The organism is Salidesulfovibrio brasiliensis JCM 12178, assembly GCF_001311825.1.
GTDB lineage: Bacteria > Desulfobacterota > Desulfovibrionia > Desulfovibrionales > Desulfovibrionaceae > Pseudodesulfovibrio > Pseudodesulfovibrio brasiliensis.
The window spans coordinates 1-25,177 of the sequence record NZ_BBCB01000045.1; the positions used below are offsets into that span (position 1 = coordinate 1).

Sequence of the window (25,177 nt, forward strand, 5' to 3'; positions counted from 1 at the left end):
CGCCGCATGTTCCCCGGATCAGGCCGCCGCAGCATCCTGCGCATCGGCCCGGCGGGCGAAAACAAGTGCGCCTACGCCTGCATCAACGTGGACACCTACCGCCACTTCGGGCGCATGGGCGGCGGCGCGGTCATGGGCGCCAAGAATCTCAAGGCCATCTGCATCCTCGGGGACCGGGGCTTCGAGCTGCCGGACAACAAGGAGTACCCCAAGCTGTTCAAGGAGATTCACGGCAAGCTCACGGAAACCGACATCATGATCAAGTACCACGGCGTGGGCACGGCCATTAACGTCAAGCCGCTCAACGAGCTTAAAAGCCTGCCGTGGCGCAATCTGCAGGCCACCACCGATCCGGGCGCGGACGCAATCTCGGGCGAGTCCTTTGCTGACGAGACCCTGCTGCGGAACGCGGCCTGCGCGGGCTGTCCCGTGGGGTGCATCCACGTGGGCTTCGTTCGCGACAAGTTCCAGGTGGACAACCAGTACCTGTACCGGCAGGTGGGCTACGACTACGAGCCCATCTTCGCGGTGGGCTCCATGCTGCACGTGCTCGACCCGTTCGACGCGCTTCGCATCATGGACACCGTGGAGAAGGCCGGGCTGGATGTCATGAGCGCCGGGGTCGCGCTGGCATGGGCCACCGAGGCCACGGAAAAGGGCATCATCTCGGAAAAGGAAACCGAGGTGCCCCTCGCCTTCGGTGATGCCGAGGCGTACATGCGCGCCGTGGAACTGCTCGGCGACGCTGCCAACGACTTCTACGCCCTGCTGGCGCAAGGCAGCCTTAAGGCCGCCGAGCATTACGGGGGCGAGGACTTTGCCTGCGTGCTGGGTCAGGAGATGGCCGGATACGCCACCGGCGAGGTCTTCTTCACAGCCCAGTCCCTCGGCCTGCGCCACTCGCATCTGGATACCGGAGGCTACTCCTACGACCAGAAGCACGAAGAGCAGGACGTGGAAAAGGCCGTGAACTTCCTCGTGGAAGATGAGAAGACCCGCGTCTACCTCTGCGCCATGGTCGCCTGCCTGTTCTCTCGCGGCGTCTACTCCGAGGAGATGCTGGGGCAGGCGCTTGCGTCCGTTGGCTACGACAACCTCGCGGCGGACATGGAGGCCGCGTCCGAGCGCATCCAGCGCATCCGCTGGCAGACGCGCTTCGACACCGGCTTCGAGCCTGACGCGGTGAAGATTCCCAAGCGATACCTTGAAGTGGAGACGTGGAAGGGCAAGGTCGACCCGGAGTATCTCAACGCCCTGAAGACCCGCTACGCAGAACGGCTCATCGAGATAGGCCGCGGGGAGGAAGGCGAGGAAGAGTAATGTGTCGAAGCGGCCCCGGCCTTGGGATTTTTTTGCAGAAAACCCTTGCCAAGCCGCTGCGCTTTCGCTAAACATGCTTTCCGCAACGACGCCACGATAGCTCAGTTGGTAGAGCAGGGGACTGAAAATCCCCGTGTCCGCAGTTCAATTCTGTGTCGTGGCACCAGAGAATTCAGGGAGTTACAGCAAACGCTGTAGCTCCCTTTCTCTTTTGGGGAAAAAGGACACCAGAGACGACGGCTCCATCACACCAGAGCGAGAGATTAATCGAAACTATGGCAGGCTTCCAATGACTTAGCACATAGCCGGGTCTGTCCATTTCACCTCCACAGAATGCCACTATTCACCGCCCCAGCGCCAGAATCAAAAACATCCGAGCTTACGCAAGAGTGTCGCACGCAATTCTCACATCTCTCGACCGCCTGAAACGAGCATCTTTGCGAATCCGGCTTACGCCATAACAACTGGTTCGATAATACATACTGTCATGATGGGGTGTTAGTGGGATTGGGAGCAATCGAACCCGCGACCTCTTGAGTCATAGAGAAACAGAAGGCTACCTCGCATTGCAGATTGATACGCGATATAGTCGGTCTTAATTCTTAGGATGGTCATCACTCGCTCCGCAACAACCAATGCAGCTCAGTGAATAAAAATACGTTGACGGTATAAAATGAGCCATGTAATACCCCTCCCCCACGCGGAAGAGCTTGTTCGGGGTAGAATCATAGCCCTCCGCATACAGTATTCTGCAAAGCCAAATCCGTTGCGAGGCGGAGACGGAAAGCCACGGGTCTTCATGAGATAGCCGGGCTGCCAGAGAGTTCACACTCACGGGACTATCCGTCCACTATTATGCCCGAAAAGGCCTAATAACCCTCTCGCAGCACCCTGTTTCGATGCGTTCTGGTCGCTTTGACTGTTGCGGCTTTGCGAGAGGGGAACATGAGGACTTCTATTTCAATGCCGAGGCACCTTTGCCGGGTAATCATTTTTCTTGCGCTTCTTTTACTGCTCTCGGGCGGGCCAGTTCATGCAGGTGTGGTAGACGATGCCATACGCCAGCAAGAGCAAATTCTTCAGCACGAAGAGCAACGTCGTTTGGAGCAGGAACGACTACACCGTGAACAGCTGAATCGCCCGCCGTCACAGCGGGAAGATGCTCCTTCAAAGCAGGAACCTGCCGTACCCAAGGGCACATGTTTTCCCATAAAACAGGTTATTCTGACCGGGGCCACCCTGCTCGACGCCTCGGAGAAAAAGGCCGTGACAGCCCCCTTCGAAGGCCGCTGCCTGACCCTTGATGAAATCGATAACCTGATCAAGGCCGTTACCAACAAGTACATTGAGAAAGGGTATGTGACGACACGGGCTGGCATTCCTGCACAGGACATGAGCGACGGAATTCTCGAAATCATCGTCGTGGAGGGCAGGGTCGAGGAAGTATCCTTCACCGACGAGCAGGCGGGCAAACCCGAAGAACTCGCCATGGCCTTCCCCGACATCGAAAACGCACCGCTCAACCTCCGGGACATAGAACAGGGCATTGATCAGATGAATCGTCTGCCCTCCAACAGCGTCCGCATGAAGCTCGTCCCGGGCAGCAAACCCGGGACGTCTCGCGTTCTGGTGGACAAAAAAAGCATCAAGACATGGCGAGCGACCATCGGGCTGAATAACTCCGGGCAGGATTCCACAGGAAGAAACCAGTACTCCCTGTCTTTTGAGAAGGATAACCTCGCCAATCTCAATGACCTTCTCTCCGTTTATGCAAATGCGGATGCAAAGGCATTGACCAACGGCAACCGCCATCGAAGCGAGAGCCTGTCAGCATACTACTCCGTGCCGCATGGCTACTGGACGTACTCCGCGAACTGGAGCTACTTCGACTATCGCACCTCCATCACAGGCGGAACGGCAACATACAGCAGCTCCGGGAAAACACGGACCTTCGGCGCAAGCGCAGAGCGCGTCATCCACCGGGACAAAGTGAGTAAGACCTCGCTTGGCGGCTCGTTCCGCTTTCGGGAAACACAAAACTACCTTGCCGGGGTCAAGCTGGACGCCAGCAGCTACCTGCTTTCGAGCCTTGGTTTCTCATTGAGCCATGCGCGCCGCGCATTCGGCGGCTCCCTGTCCGGAAACGTCGAGTATCGCAAAGGCATACCGGCATTCGGATCAGGCTGGGACAGCTCCCACTCCAGAAGCACCCCCAGATATGAATTCGAAAAGATCACCTTCTCCGGCAGCTTCTATCGCCCCATCCCATTGGAGAACTGCCAGCTCTCGTGGAGCACTCGTCTTTTCGGACAATGGTCGCCAGACACCATGTTCGACGCCGAGCGAATCAGCATCGGCAGCCGGTATTCCGTTCGCGGGTTTCAGGACGAAAGCCTGAGCGGAGACATCGGCGGCTATGTTCGAAACGAGCTCGCACTCACACCGGACTATTCTCCGGACACTTCACAGTCCCTGCGAAGCTGGCTCGGAAAAGCGCAGTTTTACACCGGCTATGATGCCGGGTTCATCCACGAGGACAAACGTGACGAGGAAGAGCGTGGCACCCTGCAGGGCGCCGTTCTCGGACTCCGAACAATAGGCGGCACAATCCGGCTTGACCTTGCCGTTGCCCACCCTCTCGACGCCCCGTCCTTCATGCAGACCAACCCCCTCGAATACTACGCATCCTTCAAGATCGCATTTTAGCTGAGAATTCATCATGAAAAACACATTTCACCAGTTGCTCATCGGCTTCCTTATCGGCCTCATGATCTGCCCCCCTTCGGTTGTTTACGCCGGGGGGATAACGGTGGACACCTCGGCCCCTGCGAATACTCAGGCAGACCTGACGCAGGCCCGCAACGGTGTGGACATGGTGCAGATCGTCCAGCCCGACGGCGCTGGCGTTTCGCACAACAAGTTCTCGGACTTCAACGTCAGCGAGCAGGGCGTTATCATCAACAACAGCGCGGCCGGGGGGATCAGCCAGCTCGGCGGCGGCGTTCTTGCCAACCCCAATTTCACGAACGGCAAGGAAGCCTCGCTCATCATTACCGAGGTCACCGGCTCCAGCCGTTCCAATCTCGAAGGGTACACCGAAATATTCGGTGGCTCTGCCGACTACATTCTCGCAAACCCCAACGGCATTACCATCAATGGCGGCGGATTTATCGGAACGCCCAAGGCCACGGTAACCACCGGGCACCCCGATTTTTCTCCGGACGGTGCATACAATGGCCTGCGGGTTGAAAGTGGCGACGTGCTTGTGGAAGGCCTCGGCATCAACGCCAAGAGTGTCAACGCATTCGAAATCATCAGCCGCACGGCAAAGCTCAACGCCGATATTCATGCCAACGCCCTGAAGGTTGCGGTCGGCCGGGCGCAGTATGCCCCGGACGGCACCGCAAGCGCCTCCCGCAGGACGGGTCTCCCGTTCCGAACGTGGCTCTGGACTCGACGCTCCTCGGCGGCATGTACGCCGGGCATATTCAGTTGATCGGCAATGAGGACGGCGTCGGCGTCAACACCAACGGAATCATTCAGGCCACGGATCACCTGAAAGTCACTGCCGACGGTCGCATTGAGCTGAAAAACAAGGTGGTCTCCGCTGGCTCACTGGATGTCGAGTCCACAGGCAGCGCGGTTGAAGTGTCAAAAACCGTCTATGCCAGACATAACGCCCGCATAGCAGGGCAAAGCGTTGTGCTCGAATCTGCTGACCCTGCAAATCCTGTTACCGCCGCTGCCGGGGACAAGCTCACATTGGCCGGTGGCGATATCGTCACGAACGACGCCCGGATCACCGTCGGACTCAAGGAAGGTTCCGTTGGCTATGGAACTCTGGAAGTCGAGGCCGACACACTCACTTCCGCCGACACAACCTACCTCTCGGGCGGAGACATCACCTTCGGGCTTGCAGATGCAGCGCTGTTCACCAACGACACGCTCGAGTCCGCCGGTACCTTCATCTTGAACGCAGACACGCTTGATGCTGACGCCGCAAGGGCGATAGCAGGCACGAACCTGCAACTGAACGTCGGCTCCGCGCTGCTTCATAATGATGCGCTGTTCAAGGGAACCACGGCTTTCCTCGCCGAAGCAGACACGTTCAAGCTTGAGGACTCCACAGTATTCTCCGGCAATTCAGGAACGTTTCGGATCGCAGACACCTTTTTCAACGACCACGGGACCGTGCTCGCGCAGGGCGATTGGGTCCTTGAGGGCGCGACCGCGGGGGATCGCATGGCCCTCCTGCGCAACGAGTCAGCGCTCATCGAATCGCTCGGTGGCGGCGTCACTGTCCGCGCGCAGGACTTCTTGAACTCCAATGTCGATTTTACGCTGATTGAAAAGGACATTGTCGAGTCCAGACGAGGAGGCGTTTACTCGGAAGCTGACCAAAAATGGGACCGTGCATACGCGATTTTCAATGCATTTCCGGCAAGCTCAGGGGTTAGCGCCACACACTCCACCTTCATTCTTCTTGATAAAGAAGTAACCCTTTTGGGCTTGGATCCCAGCAAGAACACATATTCATCTCAAGAAATGAACGGCGCTTTGGACTTGTTTGAAGAGCGATTAAAAACAGAATCCTTCAGCGCTAGGGACCTTGCCTACTATCGCCACGCCAGAAGCAATATCCGCAATGACAGAAACCGTTATGCAGTTAGCCATTATTCCTACGGCTCGAAAGTGGCCGCCTATCTGGAAACCGTGACCCTCGACACGGCCACCGGGCAGGACAAAGGGGCGCATCTGGCGGCCTCAGGCGACATTTCCATCGACGCCGGTTCGGTTCGCAATCACCTGAGTAAAATCACCACAGCCACTGGCGATATCTCCGTCAATTCGGACACATTCGAAAATGTTGGCGTGGGAGTATTTCGTCGCCAGACGATTAACTGGGGACGCGGACATGCCAACAGGCACAACGGCCCATGGCTCGCCATGGAAGGAAGGGGGACCGAGGAGCACAAGACTGCGGTCGAATACCTGTACGGCACCGTAAGCGCGGGGGGCGATGTCACCATCAGCGCAGACCACGTCTCGAACGGCATTGTCGAAAATGCCGGGGCCATCACCGAAACGCCGACGCCGACGCCCAATCCCTCGCTGGTGGATGCGATCATCGACACGAGCCTCGCGTCATCGGCAAACGAAGTCAGCTCCGACCCGAACCACAACTACGTCATCGAGACAGATCCCGCCCTCGCCGACCCGAGCACCTTTTACGGCTCCGAATACTTTCTCGACTCCATCGGGCTGGACCTTGACGCACACCACATGAAGCTGCTCGGCGACGCCTATGTGGAAACCCGCCTCGTGCGCGAGCAGATTCTCGCGCAGACCGGAAAACGGTATCTGGACCCGGGCATCACCAGCGACACGCAGCAGATGATAGCCCTGATGGATAACGCCATCGCGGCGAAAAGCGCGCTGGACCTCACTGTGGGCGTATCGCTCAGCAAGGAGCAGATCGCGGCGCTCGACAAGGACATCATCTGGCCGGAAAAACGGACGGTGAACGGACAGGAAGTGCTTGTCCCGGTCCTGTACCTCGGACGCGGCAGCCTTCAGCACATAGCAAAGGGCGGTGCCGTCATTGCAGGACGCAATGTGGAAATCGCCACAGATGGCAGCGCCCTCAATGCCGGATACATCGAGGCCGTGCAGAAGCTCCACGTGACTGCCGACACCATCTTCAACGTGCGCGGCGACATGCAGGCCGACATCGTTACGCTCGCGGCAGATAGCTCAGTCATCAACTCCAGCGGAAGCATCAAGGGCCGCAAGGTCGACATCTCCGCCGGAGAGAATATCGAATCCGGCACCAGCGCGGTTTCGTTCCGGGCCGAAGGCTTCAAATACGAACTGGCTGATCGCGAAGGCCGCATCGAAGCCGACGGCGACCTCACCATGACCGCGGGCGGCAACATCCGCTCCACCGGAGGCGTGCTCAAATCCGGCGGGGACATGGCCCTCAACGCGGGCGGCGACGTGGACATCACCACCCTGCAGCTCGGCACCAAAGGCCACTTCAAAACCGGCGGCGCTGAATCCCGACAGTCCGCAACCACGCACAAAGGCTCGAAAGTCACCTCCGGCGGCGACATCACCGTCAAGGCAGGCCGGGACGTCACCGTCCACGGCTCCTCCGTAGAAGCACAGAAGGCCGTGGACATAGAAGCGGACGGCAACGTCGCAATCACAGCCGCGACCAACACGCGCGAGTCCTACTACCACTCCGAGAGCGGCGGAGGCGGCATGTTTGGCGGCAGCCACTCGGAAACCATACAGGTCTCCGAATCCGACGCCGTGCAGTCTTCCATCAAGGCCGGAACAACTCTCGATATCAAAGCGGGCGGAGACTCCGCGGAATCACGCAATTCCGGGACCGGCAACATGGTTGTTTCCGGCTCAAAGCTGGAATCCGGCGAAGATATGACGCTGACGGCTTCCGGCGACCTCGCGATCACCACCGCCGCCATCAGCAGCTCCAGCAGCCATTCCGAGGAAAGCTCAGGACTGATGACCTCCAAGTCCGAGAGCAGCCAGCACAGCACGACCACGGAGGTCGGCAGCGACCTGACATCCGGCGGCGACCTCGCCATCACCTCCGAAAGCGCGGATGTGACGGTCAAGGCTTCCCACCTTGAAAGCGACGGCAAGACGACCATCAAGGCCGAATCCGGTCAGGTCGCCATGTTGACGGGCAAAAAGACCGAGCACAAGCAGAAGGCCTCCACGGACATGGGCGCGTTCTCATGGTCCAGCAAGGACGAGGGATCGTACGACGAAACCGTGCTGCACACCACGGTGGTCACGGGCAAGGGCCTCGAGATCGTCGCGGCCGACGGCGTTGTGGTCGAGTACAAGGAAACGGGCAACCTGCGAAAAGACGTGGAGCAGCTCGCACAGGCTCCGGGCCTCGAATGGATGGGCGACCTGCTCGAACGCGACGACGTGGACTGGCAGGCCGTTGCCGAAGTTCATGAGCAGTGGAAGCATGAGGATAGCGGACTTGGTCCCGCTGCCACGCTTGTCATCTCCATTGTGGCTGCCGCCGTTACGTCGGGGGCTGCTGCATCTCTTGCCCTCTCCATGACAGGACTCGAAGTCGCTACTATAAACGGCGTTTCAACGATCGTTGTTACGGGAACGACCACAGCAGCATCCACAGCTCAACTCGCCATGTACAGCGCGCTCACCGCCGGGATCACCTCTGTCGGCTCACAATTGGCCACCAGCGTTGCCGACGCAGCAGCAGGGGGTGATCTCGGTGACAATCTGACCAATCTGGCATCTGTCGATGGTCTGAGGTCACTTGTCACCTCGATGGTCTTGGCGGGAACCCTAAGCGCTGGCGCTAGCTCCGGCACATTCGCAGAAATGGGCAAAGCCGGAGAACATGTGGCCAGAGCGGCAATACAAACGACCACAAGCACCATTGTTGGCGGGAAAGATTTGAAAGAGTCGTTCCTTTCCGCTGTAGGCTCGGCCTTTGGACGATACTCTGCCGGAATGATTGACGCCAGTGAGCTGGACATGGAAATGAAGGTCATCATGCACGGCGTTGCCGGAGCCGCCGGAGCTGCTGCCACTGGCGGAGATCCTTACGCAGGTGCCGTGGGGGCCATTGTGGCTGAAATGACCGCTCCTGCCATCGACAATGTGCTTTTCGAAGGAGCAGGGCAAGACGGAGGAGCCGGAACGACAGCTGGAAAGACAATCTTGGCCGGTAGCCAGATAGCGTCGGTCCTGACCTCCACCCTTGCAGGCTTGGATAGTGGCGATGCAGCCAATGCAGGCCGCAATGCGGTAATGAACAACTACCTCATGCCACAAGAGAAAAAGGAACTTGTCGACAAACTTGAGGCCTGCGGTAACGATGTGGCGTGTAAAGAGCAGGCAATGAAGCCTTTTGAGGCTATTAGTGAAGAACGGGATAAAGAATTTACCATTGCCGCACTTTTGGTCGGAAGCGGCATACCCGATAAGCTGATGGATTTACATTGGAATTTAAGATTGAAGTTAACTAAGGAAGGAAATGATTATTACCGGCAACATCCTGAAGAGTTTGAAGCCATTCCTGCTCACAAATCAGTATTTCATACTGTGAAAATCGATCAAGACACAGGAGGAATTGTTGATATATGGGAGTCAAACGGGAACACAAAATATGTGCATGAAATCTATGGGTATGAAGTAGTTGTCAAACCTAATGGCGAGATCGAAGACAATGCCATAAATGTTGGTACGTATAATTTCTACAACGATTCAGGATACGGCAACGACTTGTTGACTTCATCTATAGGCCATTTTCTTTATGACGTTGCTCCTTACTATATACTAGGAAACAGTCCCCAAGACTCGTCTTCTCTAACCGACAAAATATTGCTTACTGGAAAAGGGCCTATTGATATCGTCCTAGATCGAATTCAAAAGACACATAAAGAGCTCTCTAAATGAACTATGCAAAAAAAGCACTCGTAACTCTATCATTCTCTCTGTGTATACCTGTCAGCTGCATCGCAACACTTTTTCTCAGCATACTAGTCATATATATAGAGAATTTTTTTTCTTTCTGCGATAACAGATATTGATGTAATCCCAGCTATGATAAGCGCTTTGTATTTATTAATCATGGCTTACTGCTTCTTCAAACGAAAATATATGAAAGCCACCTTTTTTTTTAGCAATTTTCATAGGGTCATTGCTTTCATGGGCTATCCTTAAAACAATGTCAGGACTATAAGAAGCTAGGGTAAAACTGAACCACTAGTAAATTCTACACCTAACACTAAACTATCTCGAGAAAGCACGACACACTACACTCTTAGGGGTGGTCAAAGTGGACCCACTTGTCAACACCACCGCATATGTCAGCCGCGGAGACATACTTACAAACATTCAGGACATGCTAGGCTTCATGCTGCCGAAAACCGTTGGCAAGCGAGTCGTTGTAGAAGGAACCGGGATTCATTTTATGGACGACATGGTCGACGCATTCCAATAAGGACACTCGGATGCAACCAAAGATTATTGCCATAGTACTCATGTCATTATTGCTCACGGCATGCGGCAGGAGCCTTGCTTCTACTCTGCTCACCCTCGGTGGGAAAAGGGACTGACCGGGTTGGTTTTCTCAACATGACCAGTAACGAGATGTTTCCAAACGACAGGAAGATTCGATCATTGGCCTTGGCCGCATCCGACGGAGACATCGAATCTATTGATAAGCTCTTAGCGAGTGGTGTTGATGTCAACGCGGTAGGAGGGCGAGGATTGCCAGCGGCTTTCTGGGTTCTTTACCATCCCAATGAAAAAGGCTTTGCACATCTTCTCAAACGCGGAGCAGACCCGAACATGCTCTTGAAAACAACATTCGCAGGACGGCAATACTACACTTCGCTTATTCACCAAGCAGCAGGCCTTTATGTTGATTTCAAGTATCTCAAAATGATTCTGGAGATTGGAAACGGTAATCCGAACCTAGTGTTGCCAGATAATCAGAGGCGCCCAATTGGAGAAGCCGTATTTCCGGGACACGAAAAATCATTTGCTGCGCTATACAACGCTGGAGCGAAGATCGATTATTCAAGTAAACACTACTCATTGTTGTACCTCGCAAGCTTGGCCAGAAACTATCAGTTGATATATTTTCTGCTAGAAAAAGGGGTCGATTTTAAGAGCATAAACAGCAGTGGGCACGATCTAAAATATGCATTTGAGATGAGCATTGTATACGAGCGACCATACATAGACCATAACCAGTGGTTCTGGCGAAGTGTCGCATTCCTTGAAAAACGAGGAGTGCATGTAGACATTCCGGCAGACATGAAACGGCCAACCAATCTAGACAATGGTCCGCCCCCAATTCTCAAGCTCATCAATAAAGAGACCACTCGCGAGGAGCGTCATGAATAAGTATTTCATCATCCTTTTGTTCATCACGATCCACCTCTTGACAATATCTCCTGTGGATTCAATGGCAGATGAAAAGAAAGCAGACAAGATTGCACAAACCATCAGACTCTATGAAGGCGTGCTCAAGTTTCCTCCAGCCCCTTGGGTGAAAAAAGTTAAAGACCTTGGTAATTCCAAATTCTATCGGGATCAGCAAAAACACCTTTTCACCCTAGAACAAATCCCTAAAGATCAGGAATTCGAAAGCTGGAAGAACCTGTACGGCATCTACGGCTTCTATCTCCCGGAGTATGACATGAAACGGTTCCTCAACGAATCGCTCAACGCTCTCGCCATGGGATGCAAGGTTCAGGCAAAATCGAAACTTGTCAGCGCGGAAAACGGTGCAATCGTCATGACCTATTTCTGTAGCGACCTGGCTGATGAGTTGGTCGTTGACGGGCACAATACGGAAAGTGGTTTTCTTTATTTAAGCCAAGTGGATAAGTCATTCGCAAAAGTCTACATGGCATGGCGGGCAAAAAAGGAAACCATGCAAACCGACAAATGGCCAATGAACGAAGACACGGTTCGTCAAGCCATACAACGGTTGCAGCAAGTCCGATACTTCAGCCCTAAATAACACAGAGGCCCGCATTGAGCGGGCCTTTTTATTTCTATGAGATAAACACAACCTTTCTTTGCAACGGCGCTCGCACTCTCGGCCACCGGCGTCGGCGCGCCGTTTGGCATACCCTCATTCATGGGCAGCGCGACCATCGGGGCTGGCGTCACCTCCGCGCTCAATGCCGGATTCAGCGCTCTGGTCGCTCAGGCAGCCGTACAGGTTGCCGGAAACGGCGGCGACATCGGCGCGGCGCTGCAAGGTCTCGCATCCAGCGAGACGGTCAGGCTCCTCGCCACCACCATGCTCACCGCCGGAATCACCTCCGGCATCACCACTGGGCTGGAAAATGCCGCAACCACGGCGGAGCAGGCTGTCGGCGAGACCGTCGGTCAGGCGGCATCGGAAACCAGCACCGCCTTCATCACAGAACTCACCGACAAGCTCCAAAGCGAGCTCATCGCCGCAGGTGTCCGCACGGGCGTAGACACAGCCATCAACGGCGGCGATCTCGGCGAGAACATGATCGCCAACCTCCAAGGGGCCGCAGTCCATGCCCTCGGCGCTCAGATGGCGAACGAGATTGGTGCTGCGTATGCCGATGGCGACCTTGATTATGTAACCCACAAGATAGCCCACGCGGCTCTCGGCGGAGCCATGGATGTCGCCATGGGCGGCGACGGCACGTCTGGCGCTATTGGCGGGGTCGTTGGTGAAATCGTTGGTGAGCAGTTCAAACCATCGGATGAAGACTATAAGCAGCTCAACTCCGACCTCAAGGAACTGTGGCAGGCCGGAAAGATCAGCTATAACGAAGCCGAAAACCTTGCCAAGGTCAAAGTCAAGGATTGGATGGCCGTTGGGATTGATGTTTCCAAGCTAGCTGCGGGTTTTGCCGCTGTTGCCATAGGAGGGAATGTAGACTCTGCGGCAAATTCTGCAGAAAACGCGGTAGAAAACAATGTCGTTATTTCAGCGACTGTTGTCGCCGCTGCCTTATGGGCAACGTACGCGACCTGTCAGGGCGATGGCAATTTCATTAAAGGCGTCAAAGTCATCGGCGCGGGTGACGACACCATTTCCAAACTCATTGAAGCCGGGGTAGTGGCTGCTACCGACAAGGCATACGAGATCGCTCCGGAAAACACTGTCTGGGCGATTAATAAGCTTAACGCACTGGGCGAAAATGCCAATGCCATTTTCACTTTTACTGACGAAGCAACTGGCAAAGTGTTCACTCGGACTTGGAGTTCGCTCCCCGAGGACACCCAGCAATTGATTTTGGGTTCAGCGGACGGAATTATAACCGTAGCGACAGGCGGACTTGGTGCAGGTGTTGTCGCTTCTGCCGGAAAAAGCACCCTGAGAGCCTCCGTTGTTGTCACAGCGCAGAAGTCAGGCAAGCTCTTTACCATCATCGATGATGCCTATGAAGCAAAACGGCTTGCCAAGGTGACGAAGAAGGCTGCCTCTGCGATTGGCGATGTGGGTGAGGTTGCCGCAAAGTCCGGTGATGAAGTTACAAAGGTTGTTGGCAAAGTTGTTGTTGACAACATGCCCACTCAGTTGGAACGAATACCAACGAGTGGCATTAAACTTGTAACTAAGCCGGAGAAAACAACAACTATTTTGGGGAGCTTCGCTGATGATATGGAAGAGGTAATTGGCGAACTGGGCTATCCAAAAACATTGGACTTTGATGCTAAGCCAGGTGGATTCAACGTGCTTAACGCTCCGGATGAATTATATAAAAATCCAGATCAGTTTTGGAAAGAGTACAATAAGCCATTTTTGGATGCGGCGATAGAACGTGGTGATGATATTATCCTCGCAACAGAACCTGACAAATTTTTCTTTGATCTTGATCAAAAGCCAAAGACTGGCTTTGAAAAAGAAATAAAATACTTGTTGAAGGATGACAAATATACGTTTGATGCGAAGACCATGAAAATGATTAAACAGTAGGTACCCATGCTAGAACGATTTGAAAAGCAAAAGGCTATTTTCATTAATGGCCTCAAGTGTCTTGGCTATTCTGTAAAAACAGACGAAGACTTTGTGGCCACCTTGTCAAACGGTACGAATTGGGATTTTAGACTTGCAGGTGATCCTAGAGATGACTTTTTTTTTAACGTTTCTGGTCAACAATAAATCACAAAAAAAAATTTGCTCTTCGCACTCTCATGAGCGTTTTTTTGTGGGAAGACCCTTGCGAAGGCATTCTTTATTGCACTCTTGGAGTTAGTAGAATGGACCAGTATGAAGAATCTCATTTGCAAGTTGATTTCATATTGAAAAATAGAGAATGCCTATTTGACGACGCAATGGAATATGAAGAGAAATATGATAAGTTAAATGTAGTTCCATGGTGGATCTGTATTGATGGAACTCCTCCGGATTTGTCCTTTATGTACGATTAACAAAAAAACGCAATTGAAGTTTTGAAAACTCGGGCCTCATGGTTAAGGCATTTTGCCTGAAAGTGAGAGCCCCTCTCGGTCGAGTCCGGCCAAACGATCATGGACAAGGACAACAAGAACGAGCAACACCCCTCCTGCAAAACCCGCGCATTGACATGATCCACCAATGAAGAAGGCTCTTGTGACGAAACCGTGCTGCACACCACGGAAGTCACAGCCTCGGGCTTCGAATGGATGGGCGACCTGCTCGAGCGCGAAGACGTGGACTGGCAGGCCGTTGCCGAAGTTCATGAGCAGTGGAAGCATGAGGATAGCGGCATCGGCGGTCCGGGAGCCTCCCTGCTCTCCCTTGCCATGGCCGTGGCACTCTCGGCCACCGGCGTCGGCGCGCCGTTTGGCATATCCTCATTCATGGGCAGCGCGACCGTTGGCGCTGGCGTTACGTCCGCGCTGAATGCCGGATTCAGCGCTCTGGTCGCTCAGGCAGCCGTACAGGTTGCCGGAAACGGCGGCATCTTCAACCGCTGGAAACGCACACGACTAAATGGCTCAAAGATGAGGGCTTGACATCATAGACATGAGAATTCAGGGAGTCACAGCAAGTGCTGTAGCTCCATTCCTCTTTTGAGGAGGGTGGGGACATCAGCGGCTACTGTACCGGAAAATCGAAATACGTATCCGGATGCGGCTCTTCGGCAAGGGTGAAGTGCCACCATTCGGCCTCGTAGGGCTTGAAGCCGTGACGCTCCATGACCGAACGAAGCAGAGCGCGGTTCGAGCGCACTTCGGCAGACATGGCGGCGTTCTTCGGCCACGACTTCGGACCGAAGAAATCGAACGGAGTGCCCATGTCCAACTCGTCTCCCGTCTCACTGTCCACGATGGTCAGGTCGATGGTCGAACCGCGAGAGTGGCCTGACTTGGCCGCGATGTACCCGTCACGAAAGAGGTTCTTCTTGTCCACTCCGGGGTAGAAGCGCGACTTGTTTCTGGTGTCCGAAAGATCGGCGGCCCAGCGCACGAAATGATCCACGGCCCGCTGCGGCCTATATCCATCAAAAAGCTTGAGCCCCAGTCCGAAGGGGCGCAGCTCGGCCTGCACTCCGGCCAATGCGCTCGCGGCCTGCCGTGTCAGGATGACCTTGGGTGCAAGGTAGCCGTCAATCCGCTCGCCGACGAAATTGTTTTCACCGTAATAGCGAACCTCCAAAACCGCATCAGGCACAGCCGTGGCGACATACACGAACCCGTCAGGGATACCCGACTCCGCCGCGCCTGCTAACGCAGACAGCAGCACCATCAAGAAGTTAAGACAGAAACCGCCAATAACTTTTCGCATCAGTCCTCCCACCTGTTTTCATCAGCAGGCAAGTCTTTTAAACGCTCTCGAACTTGGACGGTAGCGCGTGACAGACCGGGCAGCGTTCCGGGACCGCGCCTTCGGCGATGAAGCCGCAGACCGTACAGACGTGGTAATCGCCCCCGCCCGCGTCGTCGAACCGCCCGGCCACCACCTTGTGGTTCATGGATGTTTTGAGAAACTGGGTCAGAAGCGATTGGACAGGACCGTCATGCGTCGCGTCGAGGAAAGCGGAAAAGGCCTCGGGGAGCGCGGCCAGCGACTCTCGGGCCTCGGCCAGATTGGCCTCGTTGTCGCCGATTTTGCCGCGAAGCTGCATCAGGCTTTTGCCGCGTGCACGTTTTTCGCCCGGGCCACGGCCCGAAAGAAAGCAGCAAGCCGGGGCCGGTCCTCGTTGACGGCCCGCATGGCAAACAGCTCGAAACGCGCGGCCTGCGCCGACTCTTCCAGATACGCCGATTCAAGGGAGTTGGTTTTTTCCTGCATCACAACCCTCTATCGCCCAACGGGCGGACCTGCAACCCCGCATTGTTTTCACAGGGGAATTGTGCAACTATCAGGCATTGCGGGAACACTTGGAGGAATGCATGCAAGACACCGTCACCCCCCGTCGGCCCGGCCTCGCTCTCGGTCTCATCCTCGGCGCACTGCTCGCCATCACGCTCTGCCCGGCAGCCGCCTTTGCGGAAGGCACCGATGATCGCAAGAACCAGCTCAAGGAGCTCGGCATCATCAAGGCCGACCAGTGCGACACCGACTGCGACGGCACCCTGACCATCGACGAACTGGAAGCCGTAGGCCTCAGCGGGACCCTTCCCGCGGGCATCAGGATCGATCAGTCGATACCGACGGCGACGGCATGATCTCTCAGGAAGAGCTGGACGCCTACTACACAAGCGAACAGGTCCGCAAAGACGAGAAGCGCAAGTACCTGCAGGACAAGGCCCGCCAGTCCAAGAGCCCCAAAATTCATTTCTAATAGAACCGAACACCCCTGACCCGTGCAGGACCGGACGGAACGACCCTCACGGGCGTTTCAAGCCAGCCCGAGCCTTTTATCGCCCATGAGCACACTGCACCGAGCAAAACGCATTCTGACCGCCGTTCCCGGCCAGCCCGCCATCGACAACGGCGCGTTCATCGAGAAAGACGGCTTCATCCAAGGCATCGGCCCTTTCCGCGAACTTGCGGGGCTGGCCAAAACGACCGTGGACCACGGCGAGACAACTCTCGTGCCCGGCTCATCAACGCCCATTGCCATCTGGAGCTGTCGCACCTCGCGGGCAAGACCCTGAACGGCACCGGATTCGTGCCGTGGGTGGAGCACCTCCTCTCACTGCCGCTTATGGATCCGGACCCCGAAGCTGTGGCCAGGGCCTGCCGCCTCATGATCGATAGCGGCACAGCCATGGCGGGCGACATAGCCACACGTTTTCCGCAGGACATGGCTGCGGCCATGGACCGGGCCGGATTGTTTTTCGTTTCCTTTGCCGAGGCCATCGGCGAGCGGGTGCCGGAATCGACCATCCCGAAGGGAAACTACGAGCATGGCGTCCACTCCGCAGCAGGGCACAGCCTCTATACCACCCATACGGACCTCCTTCGCGCCGCAAAGGCTGAGACACGCTCACGCAACCTTCCGTTCTCCCTGCATCTTTCCGAGCACGAGGATGAAGTCGCCATCATGCTCGGCACGCCCAGCCGTTTTCTGGACATGCTGCAATCGCGCGGCAGGCTGCTGGACTTCAAGGCTCCGGGCAGACGGCCGGTGCAGCAGGCCCATGCGCTGGGACTGCTCGACAAATCCACCCTCGCCATCCACTGCGTGCAGCTAGACGAGAGCGACGTGACCGTGTTGCGGGAAAGCGGGGCCACGGTCTGCCTCTGCCCGCGCTCCAACGCTTTCATCGGCGTGGGCCGCGCACCGTGGGAGACGCTCGCCGGGCAGGACATACCGCTCTGTCTCGGCACGGACTCCATCGCCTCGAACCACGATCTCGATCTCTGGAATGAAGTGCTGTACCTGAAACGGCACTGGCGAGGACGTTTGAATTTCGACGAGGCTCTGAGCATGCTTACCCGCACCCCAGCGACAGCGCTCGGCGCACCACACCTCGGCACGCTTGAGCCCGGCAAGGCGGCGCGATTTGCCATCGTGCCGCCCGATGTGCAGAACGCCTTTTCGAACGACTAGACCCGAATCATCTCCACGGTCCCGCTGTTGTCGGGCAGGAACAGGGTTCGGGCTCCATCCTTCTCAAGGACGGTGATTCCCTTCTGCACGAAGGTCGTGCGCTCCCCGAAGGTGAACATGTTGCGCCGAAACACAATTTCGCCCTGCAAATCCAGTTTGCACAGGCACCCGGTAGAGCAGACAAATAGTGCGTCGCTCGTCCGGGTGATGCCCAGTCCGCGCTGGCCGAAGCTCTCGGTGGAGAAAAGTGTCACCACGCCGGTACTCAGATCCAGCTGATGAACCAGTCCCCAATTGAGTGAAAGCAGCAGTACGGTGTCACCTAGCACACAAAGATCGCCTGGCTCCAAGCCGGAGAGCTTATAGGTTGCGGGCATACTTCCGCCGGAAGGGTCCCAGACAGTCAGCAGGCTATCCTTGCGATCCGCTTCGCGGGCCATGATCATATACAATCTGCCGCCGTGAAAGCTTACTTTGAGCGGCGCATACCCGGAACAGTCCGGGTGCAGATCGTCCATGCCCGCATATTTGTGCATGGCACCGTCCGGGTGAATACTGATGACGCGCGCATTGCGATAGTCACAGACCCAAACGCACCCATCTTCATCGGCATCCATCCCCAGTGTGAAACTGTCGACGAGATCGACCGTTTCCAGAAACGCCCCGGTCGTATCGAACTTATACAGCTCGGGAAGGTTCGGATCGGAGACGAGAACGAAACCGCCCTGCGCCGAGGCAGCCGCAGCATAGGGGTACCGTAGCGTTCCGTGCCGCGCCGCGCCAAGACGCCTGAATGCGTATCGCTCTCGCATGGCCGCAGCCTTTTCTGCATGAACGGCATTCGCAAGCCCGGCCAGCCCTGCATGATCGTGTGCACGCTCCGGACAGACCGCGAAGAGCCGCGACCACAAGTCCAGTGCCGCGTCAGCGTCTCCGGCTTCGGCCAGCGTGTAGCCGCGTGAGTCGTAATACTCAGCCAGCCGCTCTCCGGTCTCGAAATACAGGGCATACAACCGGTCCACGAACTGCATATCCTCAATACGCGTCTCGCGGTCCAGAACCGGCGCGGCTACCAGATGGGCAGTCTTGCAGGCTATTTCGTCCCGTAGCGCGTCCATGGCCGAGCAAATATCGCCCCCGCTGCTCAGTTCAAAAGGGTCAGGCACGATTTCGCCTGCGCGTTCCACCAGCCTTTCGCAACGCTTCTCACAGTCGCGGATCACGAGACACCTCGCTTGGCCGCCTTGATTTTTAGATAATCCAGCTCGCTGCACACCTTGTCACCAAGCGGCGGCTCCGGCCGATAGGCAGCCACTTTTCCTTCACCCACCAAATGATCCAGCCCGGAAGCCGCTTCCGGCGTCGCCACCACAAGAGAATCATCAAGTTCGAGAACATCCGGGAAATCCTGCCGACCGCGAATGACCCGGCCGTTCGCCCTGTTGCGAACCTGACAGGTTCTCTCGTCCACCTCCCATAGATCATTGGAAAAAGCATACGGCTTGCGCGCAGAGTACTCACCCTCGATGCCGAGGCCGCTCACGGCGTACCGCAACACCGGGGCCTTCTGAGCGCTGTCAGGCAGTGCAAACGGCCTATCCGCATCATAACGGTCAAAACCTGTGGATTCCGTTCCTCCGTCCTCCCCGGAAAAGGAGAGAACCAGAGAAAACGGCTCGTCCGGTTCGGCCTCCAGTGTGGAGACGTGCAGGCGGTATTTTCCGGCCCCGGCGTTGGACAAATATGCAGAGCCATCCGCTGCGGCTGCAAAAATTTCCTCATCACTGACCCTGCCGGACAGTGCGGGCGACGCTTCGCCCGATTCGAAGTTCACCTTCGTCAAATATCCGACGTCGATGAGTCGACGGTGGGAAAACAGCTGGCAGGGGTGATCCTCTGATGGCTTCACGGCCATCACCGCGGGGCTGTCGCCTGCCTCGAAATGCTCCAGAGCGGCAGCAACATGATATCCAGATATGCTGAAATTCCTGAAGTTTACCAAAACAACAGGCCCTGCGGATTCCCCGAATTCACGGAGTGCGGCAACACTTTGCCTACGTCCCGGAGGCCCCATGTTCGGCGGCTCCGGGTCGGTGGTCAGAGGCATCATCGAAAACTCACAGCCCGCGCCCAGAGCGCATTCTCGAAAGACAGTACTGTCTGCCACAACCACCCGGCGCAACGTCCGAGGCCCTTGGCCCAGCCTGTCCAGAAAGTCGCGAAACGCCTGTATCCGCTCGGAACTTCTCCAAAAAGAATCCTGCTGACGGATGACCACAGGTATGATTACGGTTGCTTCATTCATTGGATTGGGTCACTTTACATAGTAAATGATCGATTCAGGGGCTGCCGTTTTCAAGTCCGGTCCAATTTATGCATACTTTGGTCCAAACGTAAATCATTCCATCGACTGACGATCATCGACGAGGTATTTCATGACGGCCCCAGCAACCTACCAGCGACGCAGAAGCAACGTCACCGCCATCATTCCAGCGCGCGGTGGCTCCAAGGGCGTGCCACGCAAGAACATTCGCCCTCTTGGCGACAAGCCACTCATCGCATACAGCATTGAGGCAGCGCTCAAGGCCAAACTGGTGGACCGTGTCATCGTTTCCACAGACGACCCCGCCATCGCGGACATCGCCATGCGTTTCGGTGCCGAAGTGCCGTTCCTGCGCCCCGCAGCTCTGGCCCGCGACGACTCGCCCATCCACCTGGCAATCGACCATGTCCAGACCGAGCTCTGGCGGCGAGAAGGCGCGTTCATCGCGCAGGTGGTGGTCCTTTACCCCAGCCACCCTTTCCGCACGCCCGCGCTCATCGACTCGGTGGTGGGAAAGCTGCAACAGGGGCACAGCCCCGTGGGAACCGTACGCCGCATCCCGGCGGGCGGCACCACTCACTTCGCCGAGCATGGCGGCACGCTCCAGCCGCTCATGAAACGCGCTCCGGGCCACAAGCCGCAATCCTATTTCCGCAACTACGGGCTGGTGCAGGGTCACATCACCGGCGTGAACAACAAGCCGTATTCACTTGAAATTGAAGATGAAATAAGCCTCATCGACATTGACACGCCCTATGATTTCGCCGTTGCCGAGGAAGTGGTCGCCAGTGGCCTGTTCGACTTCGACAAAACCGGGCTGCCCCACGCCGCCCATCCCGCAACACCGGCCGAGGGATCAAGGGTCGTGGAATTCTAGGACTGAAAGGGGACCGATGAAGACGCTGCTCATATCCATACCTAGCCGACGCGGCGGCTCCACCTTCCCGCCCTATGCATGCCTTGCGCTCGCCAGACACCTCCGCAAGAACGGCATGGCGGACGTGAGCCTCTACGACCTCGACACTCCGGATGACATGACCGAACTGCTGGCGCTGCTTGAACGCGAACAGCCCCGCGTGGTCGGCCTGAGCGCAGTGGTCTCCACCACATACGCAACAGTCAAGAAACTCTCTTTCGAGGTCCGCGGGCTGCTCCCTGAGGCCCTCATTGTGCTCGGCGGCAACCTTGCGGCCAGCGCCGACGTCCTGCTGCATCGCACGGCCGTGGATCTTTGCGTGCTGGGCGAGGGCGAAAATCCCATGCTCGACATCCTGCGGCGCGCCGAAACCGCGACAACACCGCTCGACTACGCCGACATCCGCGGCGTGGCCCTGCTCGACAGGGACGGAAACATGCTCGCCAACGGATACGGACGCTCCGTGCCGCGCGATGAAATGTACGATGTGGACTGGGGCGACCTCGAACGGCTCGGGCTGATCGACAAATACATGCCCGTGGTCTTCAGGGACACTGACATTCCGCCGTGGCCATGGGAAAAGGACGCGCGCTCATACGAAGCCAGACGCCGCGACCGGCGGCACGCCAATATTTACGTGGGCAAGGGTTGCCCCAACCGCTGCACCTTCTGCCACCGCTGGACCCCGGGGGTGCGCTACATCCCGGTTCCGGTGCTGGAGAGACGCATCCGCGAGCTGGTGGAGCGCTACGACGTTGGTTTCATCTCGCTCATGGTCGAGGCATTCGGCGTCAACAAGCGTTGGCTCAAGGACTTCTGCGAGGCCGTGAAGCCACTGGACGTGCTCTGGTGCGTGGGCGGTGTGCGCGCAGACACACTGACCCCGGACGAAGTTGCGATGATGAAGGATTCCGGCTGCGCCATGCTGACCTACGGTCACGAATCCGGCAGCCAGAAGATGCTCGACGTCATGGAAAAGCACGTGGAGCTGCGGCACAATTACGAATCCGCCAGACACACCATCGGCAATGGGTTGAACACGGTCATCCAGACAGTCATCGGCATGCCCGGCGAGAACAACCGCACCATCAGCGAGACGATTCGCTTCGCCCGCTACGCGGCCAGTCTCGCCCCGTGGCAGCGTCCGGCCTTCGTCTCCGTGAACTACGCGCTCGCCCTGCCCGGCACGCCCATATACGAGTACGGCCGCCGCAAGGGCCTTTTCGGCAAGAACATGGATGACGAGGAGGCCTACCTCCTGCACGCCTCCAACGTAGAAGCCGCAGACGAAAGCATGGCCGTGAACTTCACGGACGCCTCCCGGCTGGACTGGCTCTCGTGGCGCGATCTGATTTTCCATTATGTGTTCAGGGATTACGTGCTGCGCTTCGGTATCCAGCATTACGAGACCATCAAGGCCATGCAGACCGGCGAGATTCCCCTCGACCACCGCTACGTGAACGATCCTCAACGCTGGAACGCTCAAGATGCGGCCCGGCTGCTGAAAAAGGACTACTCCGGTTCCGTGGCGCCGCGCTGGAAGAACCGTTTGCGCGCGGTGCGGTTTTATCACTTTCTGCTTCCGCGCCCGGTCATCAGGCTACGTATCCAGTTCCGGATACTGAAGCAGGAGACCAACGCCCATGGATGGCAGTCGGCCCTGAACATGGTGAAAGAACACATCGGCACGAAAATACGGAATTTCAAACAGTTGGCAAAACGTCACGCGGACTGCTCCCTGCGGCAGACCGTGGACGAGCTGCCCCCGGTCCCCTGCGATTCCCCGGCCATGGCACCGCTTCGCAAGGGACGCTAGCCATAAAGCTGCGCGGCCCGGAGGCCGATTGAGTAAATGGCGGAGTCGCTTCGCCTTGAATCGCTCACTAACTTAATGATACATGCCCTGACGGGACATTATGCTGGATCATCGAAAAATACTCATCCGTCCAGACGCCACGCTTCTGGAAGCCATGAAGGTCAATACGGCCTCGGGACTCCAACTCGCGCTGGTGGCTGACGAGGACGGCAGGCTGCTCGGCACCATCACGGACGGCGACATTCGGCGGGCCATCCTCAAAGGCCGCCCGCTGGAGGATTCGGTGGCTGCCTCCATGAACACCGCGCCGGTCTTCGGCCGCGTGGGCGAGTCGCCCAACGTGCTGCGCGACCGGCTCAATACCAAGACCCTACGGGTCATTCCCCTGCTAAACAAGGACGGCAGCATCGCCGGGGTGGAGACAATCGAGAACCTGCTGACCCCGCCGGTCATCGATAACCGCGTGGTCATCATGGCTGGCGGCCTTGGCACACGGCTGCATCCGCTCACCGAAAATTGCCCCAAACCGCTGCTGAAGGTCGGGGACAAACCCATTCTGGAGACTATCCTCGACAACTTCATGGCCTACGGCTTCCGAAACTTCACCCTCTCGGTGAACTACAAGTCGGACATGGTCATGGATCACTTCGGCGACGGCTCACAGCTAGGCTGCTCCATCGAATACCTCTGCGAGGACAAGCGAATGGGCACTGCCGGGGCCTTGAGCCTTTTCAACGAACGGCCGGATAAGCCTTTCTTCGTCATGAACGGCGATCTCTTGACCACCATCAATTTCAAACATTTCCTCGACTTCCACGAGCGCACCGGGGCTGAGGCCACCATGGGTGTATGCGAACACGCCTACCAGATACCCTACGGCGTGGTGCGCGTGGACGAGAACCGCATCGTGGATCTTGAGGAAAAGCCGACCAATACCTATTACATCAACGCCGGGGTCTACATGCTCTCGCCCTCGGCCCTTGACGCCATTCCGGAAAACGAATTCTTCGACATGCCGCAACTATTTCGCAGGCTCATGGACGCCGGGCGCGAAACCACGGCCTACCCGGTGCGCGGCCTGTGGATCGACATCGGCCAGCACGAGGACCTTGAACGGGCCCACGTGACCATCCAATCCATCAACTCCTGCAACCGTCAATGAGCATGAACTGCCTCGTCATCGGATACGGCTCCATAGGCTCACGCCATGCGCGGATACTGGACGAACTCGGCCACGCGCCGTCCATAGTCTCCAGCCGGGACCTCGACGTACCCTACCCCTGCCACCGCACGCTGAAACAGGCGCTGGATGCGGACGGTTACGACCATGTGGTCGTGGCAAACCGCACAGCCGAGCACCACGACACGCTTGCTGAACTGGCCGACCTCGGACACCGCGGACGGGTGCTCGCGGAAAAGCCGCTCTTCCAGCACACCACCCCGCTCCCCGAACACCGTTTCGCGGCTGCCCACGTGGCTACAACCTGCGCTTTCACCCGATCATCGCCCGGATGCGGGAGCTGCTGGTGAACAGGGAGCTTATCGCCATCCACTCCCACGCGGGCTCGTACCTGCCGCACTGGCGGCCCGGCACGGACTACACGCGCTGCTATTCCGCCATCAAGGAACAGGGCGGCGGCGTGCTGCGCGACTTGAGCCACGAGATCGACTACCTGCTCTGGTTCTGTGGCGGCTGGAAACGGCTGACCGCCCACGGCGGCACCTTCGGCAGGCTCGACATCGACAGCGAGGACACCTTCAGCATTATCTTCGAGGGAACGCGCTGCCCGCTCGCCACGCTGACGCTCAGCTATCTGGAGCACACCCCGCGCCGGACCATCGTGGCCACCTGCCCGGACCTGACCGTCACCGCCGACCTCATCGCCGGAACCCTGACGTGGGCCAACGAGCGACACTCCTTCACCGTGGAGCGCGACGAGACCTACAGGCTTCAGCATCAAAGCGTGCTGGGCGATCCAGACACCCCGCCTGCACCCTTGAGGAAGGGCTGGGCGTAACCAAATTCATAGACGCCGCGGAAAAGGCTTCGCGGGCAGGACGCTGGGTGACGCCATGAACAGCTTCACAGGATTCGTTTTCGCCCGGGGTGGCTCCAAGGGCGTGCCGGACAAAAACCTGCGGCTGCTCGACGGAAAACCGCTGGTGGGCATCGCCGTGGAAACAGGTCTGGAGAGCCGCCACATTTCGCGCATGATGGTCTCCACAGACAGCCCGGCAATCGCCGAGGCGGCCCGCGCGCACGGCGCGGACGTGCCCTTCATGCGGCCCGAGGAGCT

General features: G+C 57.2%; 23 protein-coding genes, 1 tRNA gene and 1 riboswitch. Of the genes, 19 read left to right on the forward strand and 5 right to left on the reverse strand.

Features of this window, described 5'->3' with window-relative positions:
• From JCM12178_RS11200 to JCM12178_RS11240, 10 genes are all read left to right on the forward strand, one after another.
• Positions 1-1,320, forward strand: a 1,320-nt coding sequence (locus JCM12178_RS11200) for an aldehyde ferredoxin oxidoreductase C-terminal domain-containing protein (protein ID WP_054651422.1), incomplete at its 5' end; no start/stop codon positions are given.
• Between the two features lie 90 nt (positions 1,321-1,410).
• A tRNA-Phe gene (locus tag JCM12178_RS11205) sits at positions 1,411-1,486 on the forward strand.
• Between the two features lie 580 nt (positions 1,487-2,066).
• A riboswitch (cyclic di-GMP riboswitch) is annotated at positions 2,067-2,141 on the forward strand.
• A 142-nt stretch (positions 2,142-2,283) separates the two neighbouring features.
• A complete protein-coding gene (locus tag JCM12178_RS11210; protein ID WP_245628734.1) occupies positions 2,284-4,026 on the forward strand; it encodes a ShlB/FhaC/HecB family hemolysin secretion/activation protein in 1,743 nt (580 codons plus the stop codon).
• A 13-nt stretch (positions 4,027-4,039) separates the two neighbouring features.
• Positions 4,040-4,816 (forward strand): filamentous hemagglutinin N-terminal domain-containing protein, encoded by a 777-nt coding sequence (locus tag JCM12178_RS11215; protein WP_054651426.1) that lies wholly within the window; start codon positions 4,040-4,042, stop codon positions 4,814-4,816.
• The gene (locus JCM12178_RS11220) at positions 4,792-9,789 is read left to right on the forward strand and encodes a hemagglutinin repeat-containing protein (protein ID WP_157054882.1); all 4,998 of its coding nucleotides are present in this window, start codon (positions 4,792-4,794) and stop codon (positions 9,787-9,789) included. The genes JCM12178_RS11215 and JCM12178_RS11220 overlap by 25 nt, the downstream gene beginning before the upstream one ends.
• A 621-nt stretch (positions 9,790-10,410) precedes the next feature.
• The gene (locus JCM12178_RS11225) at positions 10,411-11,247 is read left to right on the forward strand and encodes an ankyrin repeat domain-containing protein (protein WP_157054883.1); all 837 of its coding nucleotides are present in this window, start codon (positions 10,411-10,413) and stop codon (positions 11,245-11,247) included.
• Entirely contained in the window at positions 11,240-11,869 is a 630-nt protein-coding gene (locus JCM12178_RS11230) for a hypothetical protein (RefSeq protein ID WP_054651432.1), read from the forward strand. The genes JCM12178_RS11225 and JCM12178_RS11230 overlap by 8 nt, the downstream gene beginning before the upstream one ends.
• A 120-nt stretch (positions 11,870-11,989) precedes the next feature.
• Complete coding sequence (locus JCM12178_RS17820) at positions 11,990-13,816, forward strand: DUF637 domain-containing protein (protein ID WP_083465885.1); 1,827 nt, start codon at positions 11,990-11,992, stop codon at positions 13,814-13,816.
• Positions 13,817-13,822: 6 nt separating this feature from the next.
• Positions 13,823-14,002, forward strand: a complete 180-nt coding sequence (locus JCM12178_RS18340) for a hypothetical protein (RefSeq protein ID WP_157054884.1) — start codon at positions 13,823-13,825, stop codon at positions 14,000-14,002.
• A 461-nt stretch (positions 14,003-14,463) separates the two neighbouring features.
• Positions 14,464-14,838: a hypothetical protein gene (locus JCM12178_RS11240; RefSeq protein ID WP_157054885.1), complete on the forward strand. Its 375-nt coding sequence runs from the start codon at positions 14,464-14,466 to the stop codon at positions 14,836-14,838.
• A gap of 82 nt (positions 14,839-14,920) precedes the next feature.
• Here the strand turns inward: JCM12178_RS11240 and JCM12178_RS11245 are convergent, their stop codons facing one another.
• The 3 genes from JCM12178_RS11245 to JCM12178_RS18350 are packed head-to-tail and all read right to left on the reverse strand — an operon-like array spanning position 14,921 to position 16,117.
• Positions 14,921-15,610, reverse strand: a complete 690-nt coding sequence (locus JCM12178_RS11245) for a M15 family metallopeptidase (RefSeq protein ID WP_054651436.1) — start codon at positions 15,608-15,610, stop codon at positions 14,921-14,923.
• A 37-nt stretch (positions 15,611-15,647) separates the two neighbouring features.
• Entirely contained in the window at positions 15,648-15,950 is a 303-nt protein-coding gene (locus JCM12178_RS18890) for a rubredoxin-like domain-containing protein (RefSeq protein ID WP_054651438.1), read from the reverse strand.
• A complete protein-coding gene (locus JCM12178_RS18350; protein WP_157054886.1) occupies positions 15,950-16,117 on the reverse strand; it encodes a hypothetical protein in 168 nt (55 codons plus the stop codon). The genes JCM12178_RS18890 and JCM12178_RS18350 overlap by 1 nt, the downstream gene beginning before the upstream one ends.
• Before the next feature lie 101 nt (positions 16,118-16,218).
• On the opposite strand from JCM12178_RS18350, the gene JCM12178_RS11255 reads away from it, so the two are divergent.
• The 3 genes from JCM12178_RS11255 (at position 16,219) to JCM12178_RS11265 (ending at position 17,825) form a co-directional block, all read left to right on the forward strand.
• On the forward strand, positions 16,219-16,494 hold the full coding sequence (locus tag JCM12178_RS11255; protein ID WP_054651440.1) for a hypothetical protein: 276 nt from the start codon (positions 16,219-16,221) through the stop codon (positions 16,492-16,494).
• Positions 16,495-16,695: 201 nt separating this feature from the next.
• Positions 16,696-16,926 carry a hypothetical protein gene (locus JCM12178_RS19750; RefSeq protein WP_054651442.1) on the forward strand — a complete coding sequence of 77 codons (231 nt, stop codon included), beginning with the start codon at positions 16,696-16,698 and terminating at the stop codon, positions 16,924-16,926.
• Positions 16,923-17,825, forward strand: a complete 903-nt coding sequence (locus JCM12178_RS11265) for an amidohydrolase family protein (protein ID WP_245628735.1) — start codon at positions 16,923-16,925, stop codon at positions 17,823-17,825. Before JCM12178_RS19750 ends, JCM12178_RS11265 begins: the two co-directional genes overlap by 4 nt.
• Here JCM12178_RS11265 and JCM12178_RS11270 read toward each other — a convergent pair.
• Complete coding sequence (locus tag JCM12178_RS11270) at positions 17,822-19,048, reverse strand: NHL repeat-containing protein (protein ID WP_054651446.1); 1,227 nt, start codon at positions 19,046-19,048, stop codon at positions 17,822-17,824. The two genes, JCM12178_RS11265 and JCM12178_RS11270, sit on opposite strands and share 4 nt — an antisense overlap.
• A complete protein-coding gene (locus tag JCM12178_RS11275; protein WP_157054887.1) occupies positions 19,045-19,659 on the reverse strand; it encodes a hypothetical protein in 615 nt (204 codons plus the stop codon). Before JCM12178_RS11275 ends, JCM12178_RS11270 begins: the two co-directional genes overlap by 4 nt.
• 601 nt (positions 19,660-20,260) lie before the next feature.
• On the opposite strand from JCM12178_RS11275, the gene JCM12178_RS11280 reads away from it, so the two are divergent.
• The 6 genes from JCM12178_RS11280 to JCM12178_RS11305 form a co-directional block, all read left to right on the forward strand.
• A complete protein-coding gene (locus tag JCM12178_RS11280; protein WP_054651450.1) occupies positions 20,261-21,025 on the forward strand; it encodes an acylneuraminate cytidylyltransferase family protein in 765 nt (254 codons plus the stop codon).
• A 16-nt stretch (positions 21,026-21,041) separates the two neighbouring features.
• The gene (locus JCM12178_RS11285; protein WP_054651452.1) at positions 21,042-22,880 is read left to right on the forward strand and encodes a B12-binding domain-containing radical SAM protein; all 1,839 of its coding nucleotides are present in this window, start codon (positions 21,042-21,044) and stop codon (positions 22,878-22,880) included.
• A gap of 100 nt (positions 22,881-22,980) precedes the next feature.
• A complete protein-coding gene (locus JCM12178_RS11290) occupies positions 22,981-24,042 on the forward strand; it encodes a nucleotidyltransferase family protein (protein ID WP_054651454.1) in 1,062 nt (353 codons plus the stop codon).
• Positions 24,039-24,410 carry a Gfo/Idh/MocA family oxidoreductase gene (locus tag JCM12178_RS11295; RefSeq protein ID WP_157054888.1) on the forward strand — a complete coding sequence of 124 codons (372 nt, stop codon included), beginning with the start codon at positions 24,039-24,041 and terminating at the stop codon, positions 24,408-24,410. Before JCM12178_RS11290 ends, JCM12178_RS11295 begins: the two co-directional genes overlap by 4 nt.
• Positions 24,407-24,898: a Gfo/Idh/MocA family protein gene (locus JCM12178_RS11300; RefSeq protein ID WP_054651459.1), complete on the forward strand. Its 492-nt coding sequence runs from the start codon at positions 24,407-24,409 to the stop codon at positions 24,896-24,898. The genes JCM12178_RS11295 and JCM12178_RS11300 overlap by 4 nt, the downstream gene beginning before the upstream one ends.
• A 55-nt stretch (positions 24,899-24,953) precedes the next feature.
• The coding region (locus JCM12178_RS11305; protein ID WP_439646706.1) for a cytidylyltransferase domain-containing protein at positions 24,954-25,177 on the forward strand (224 nt) is incomplete at its 3' end.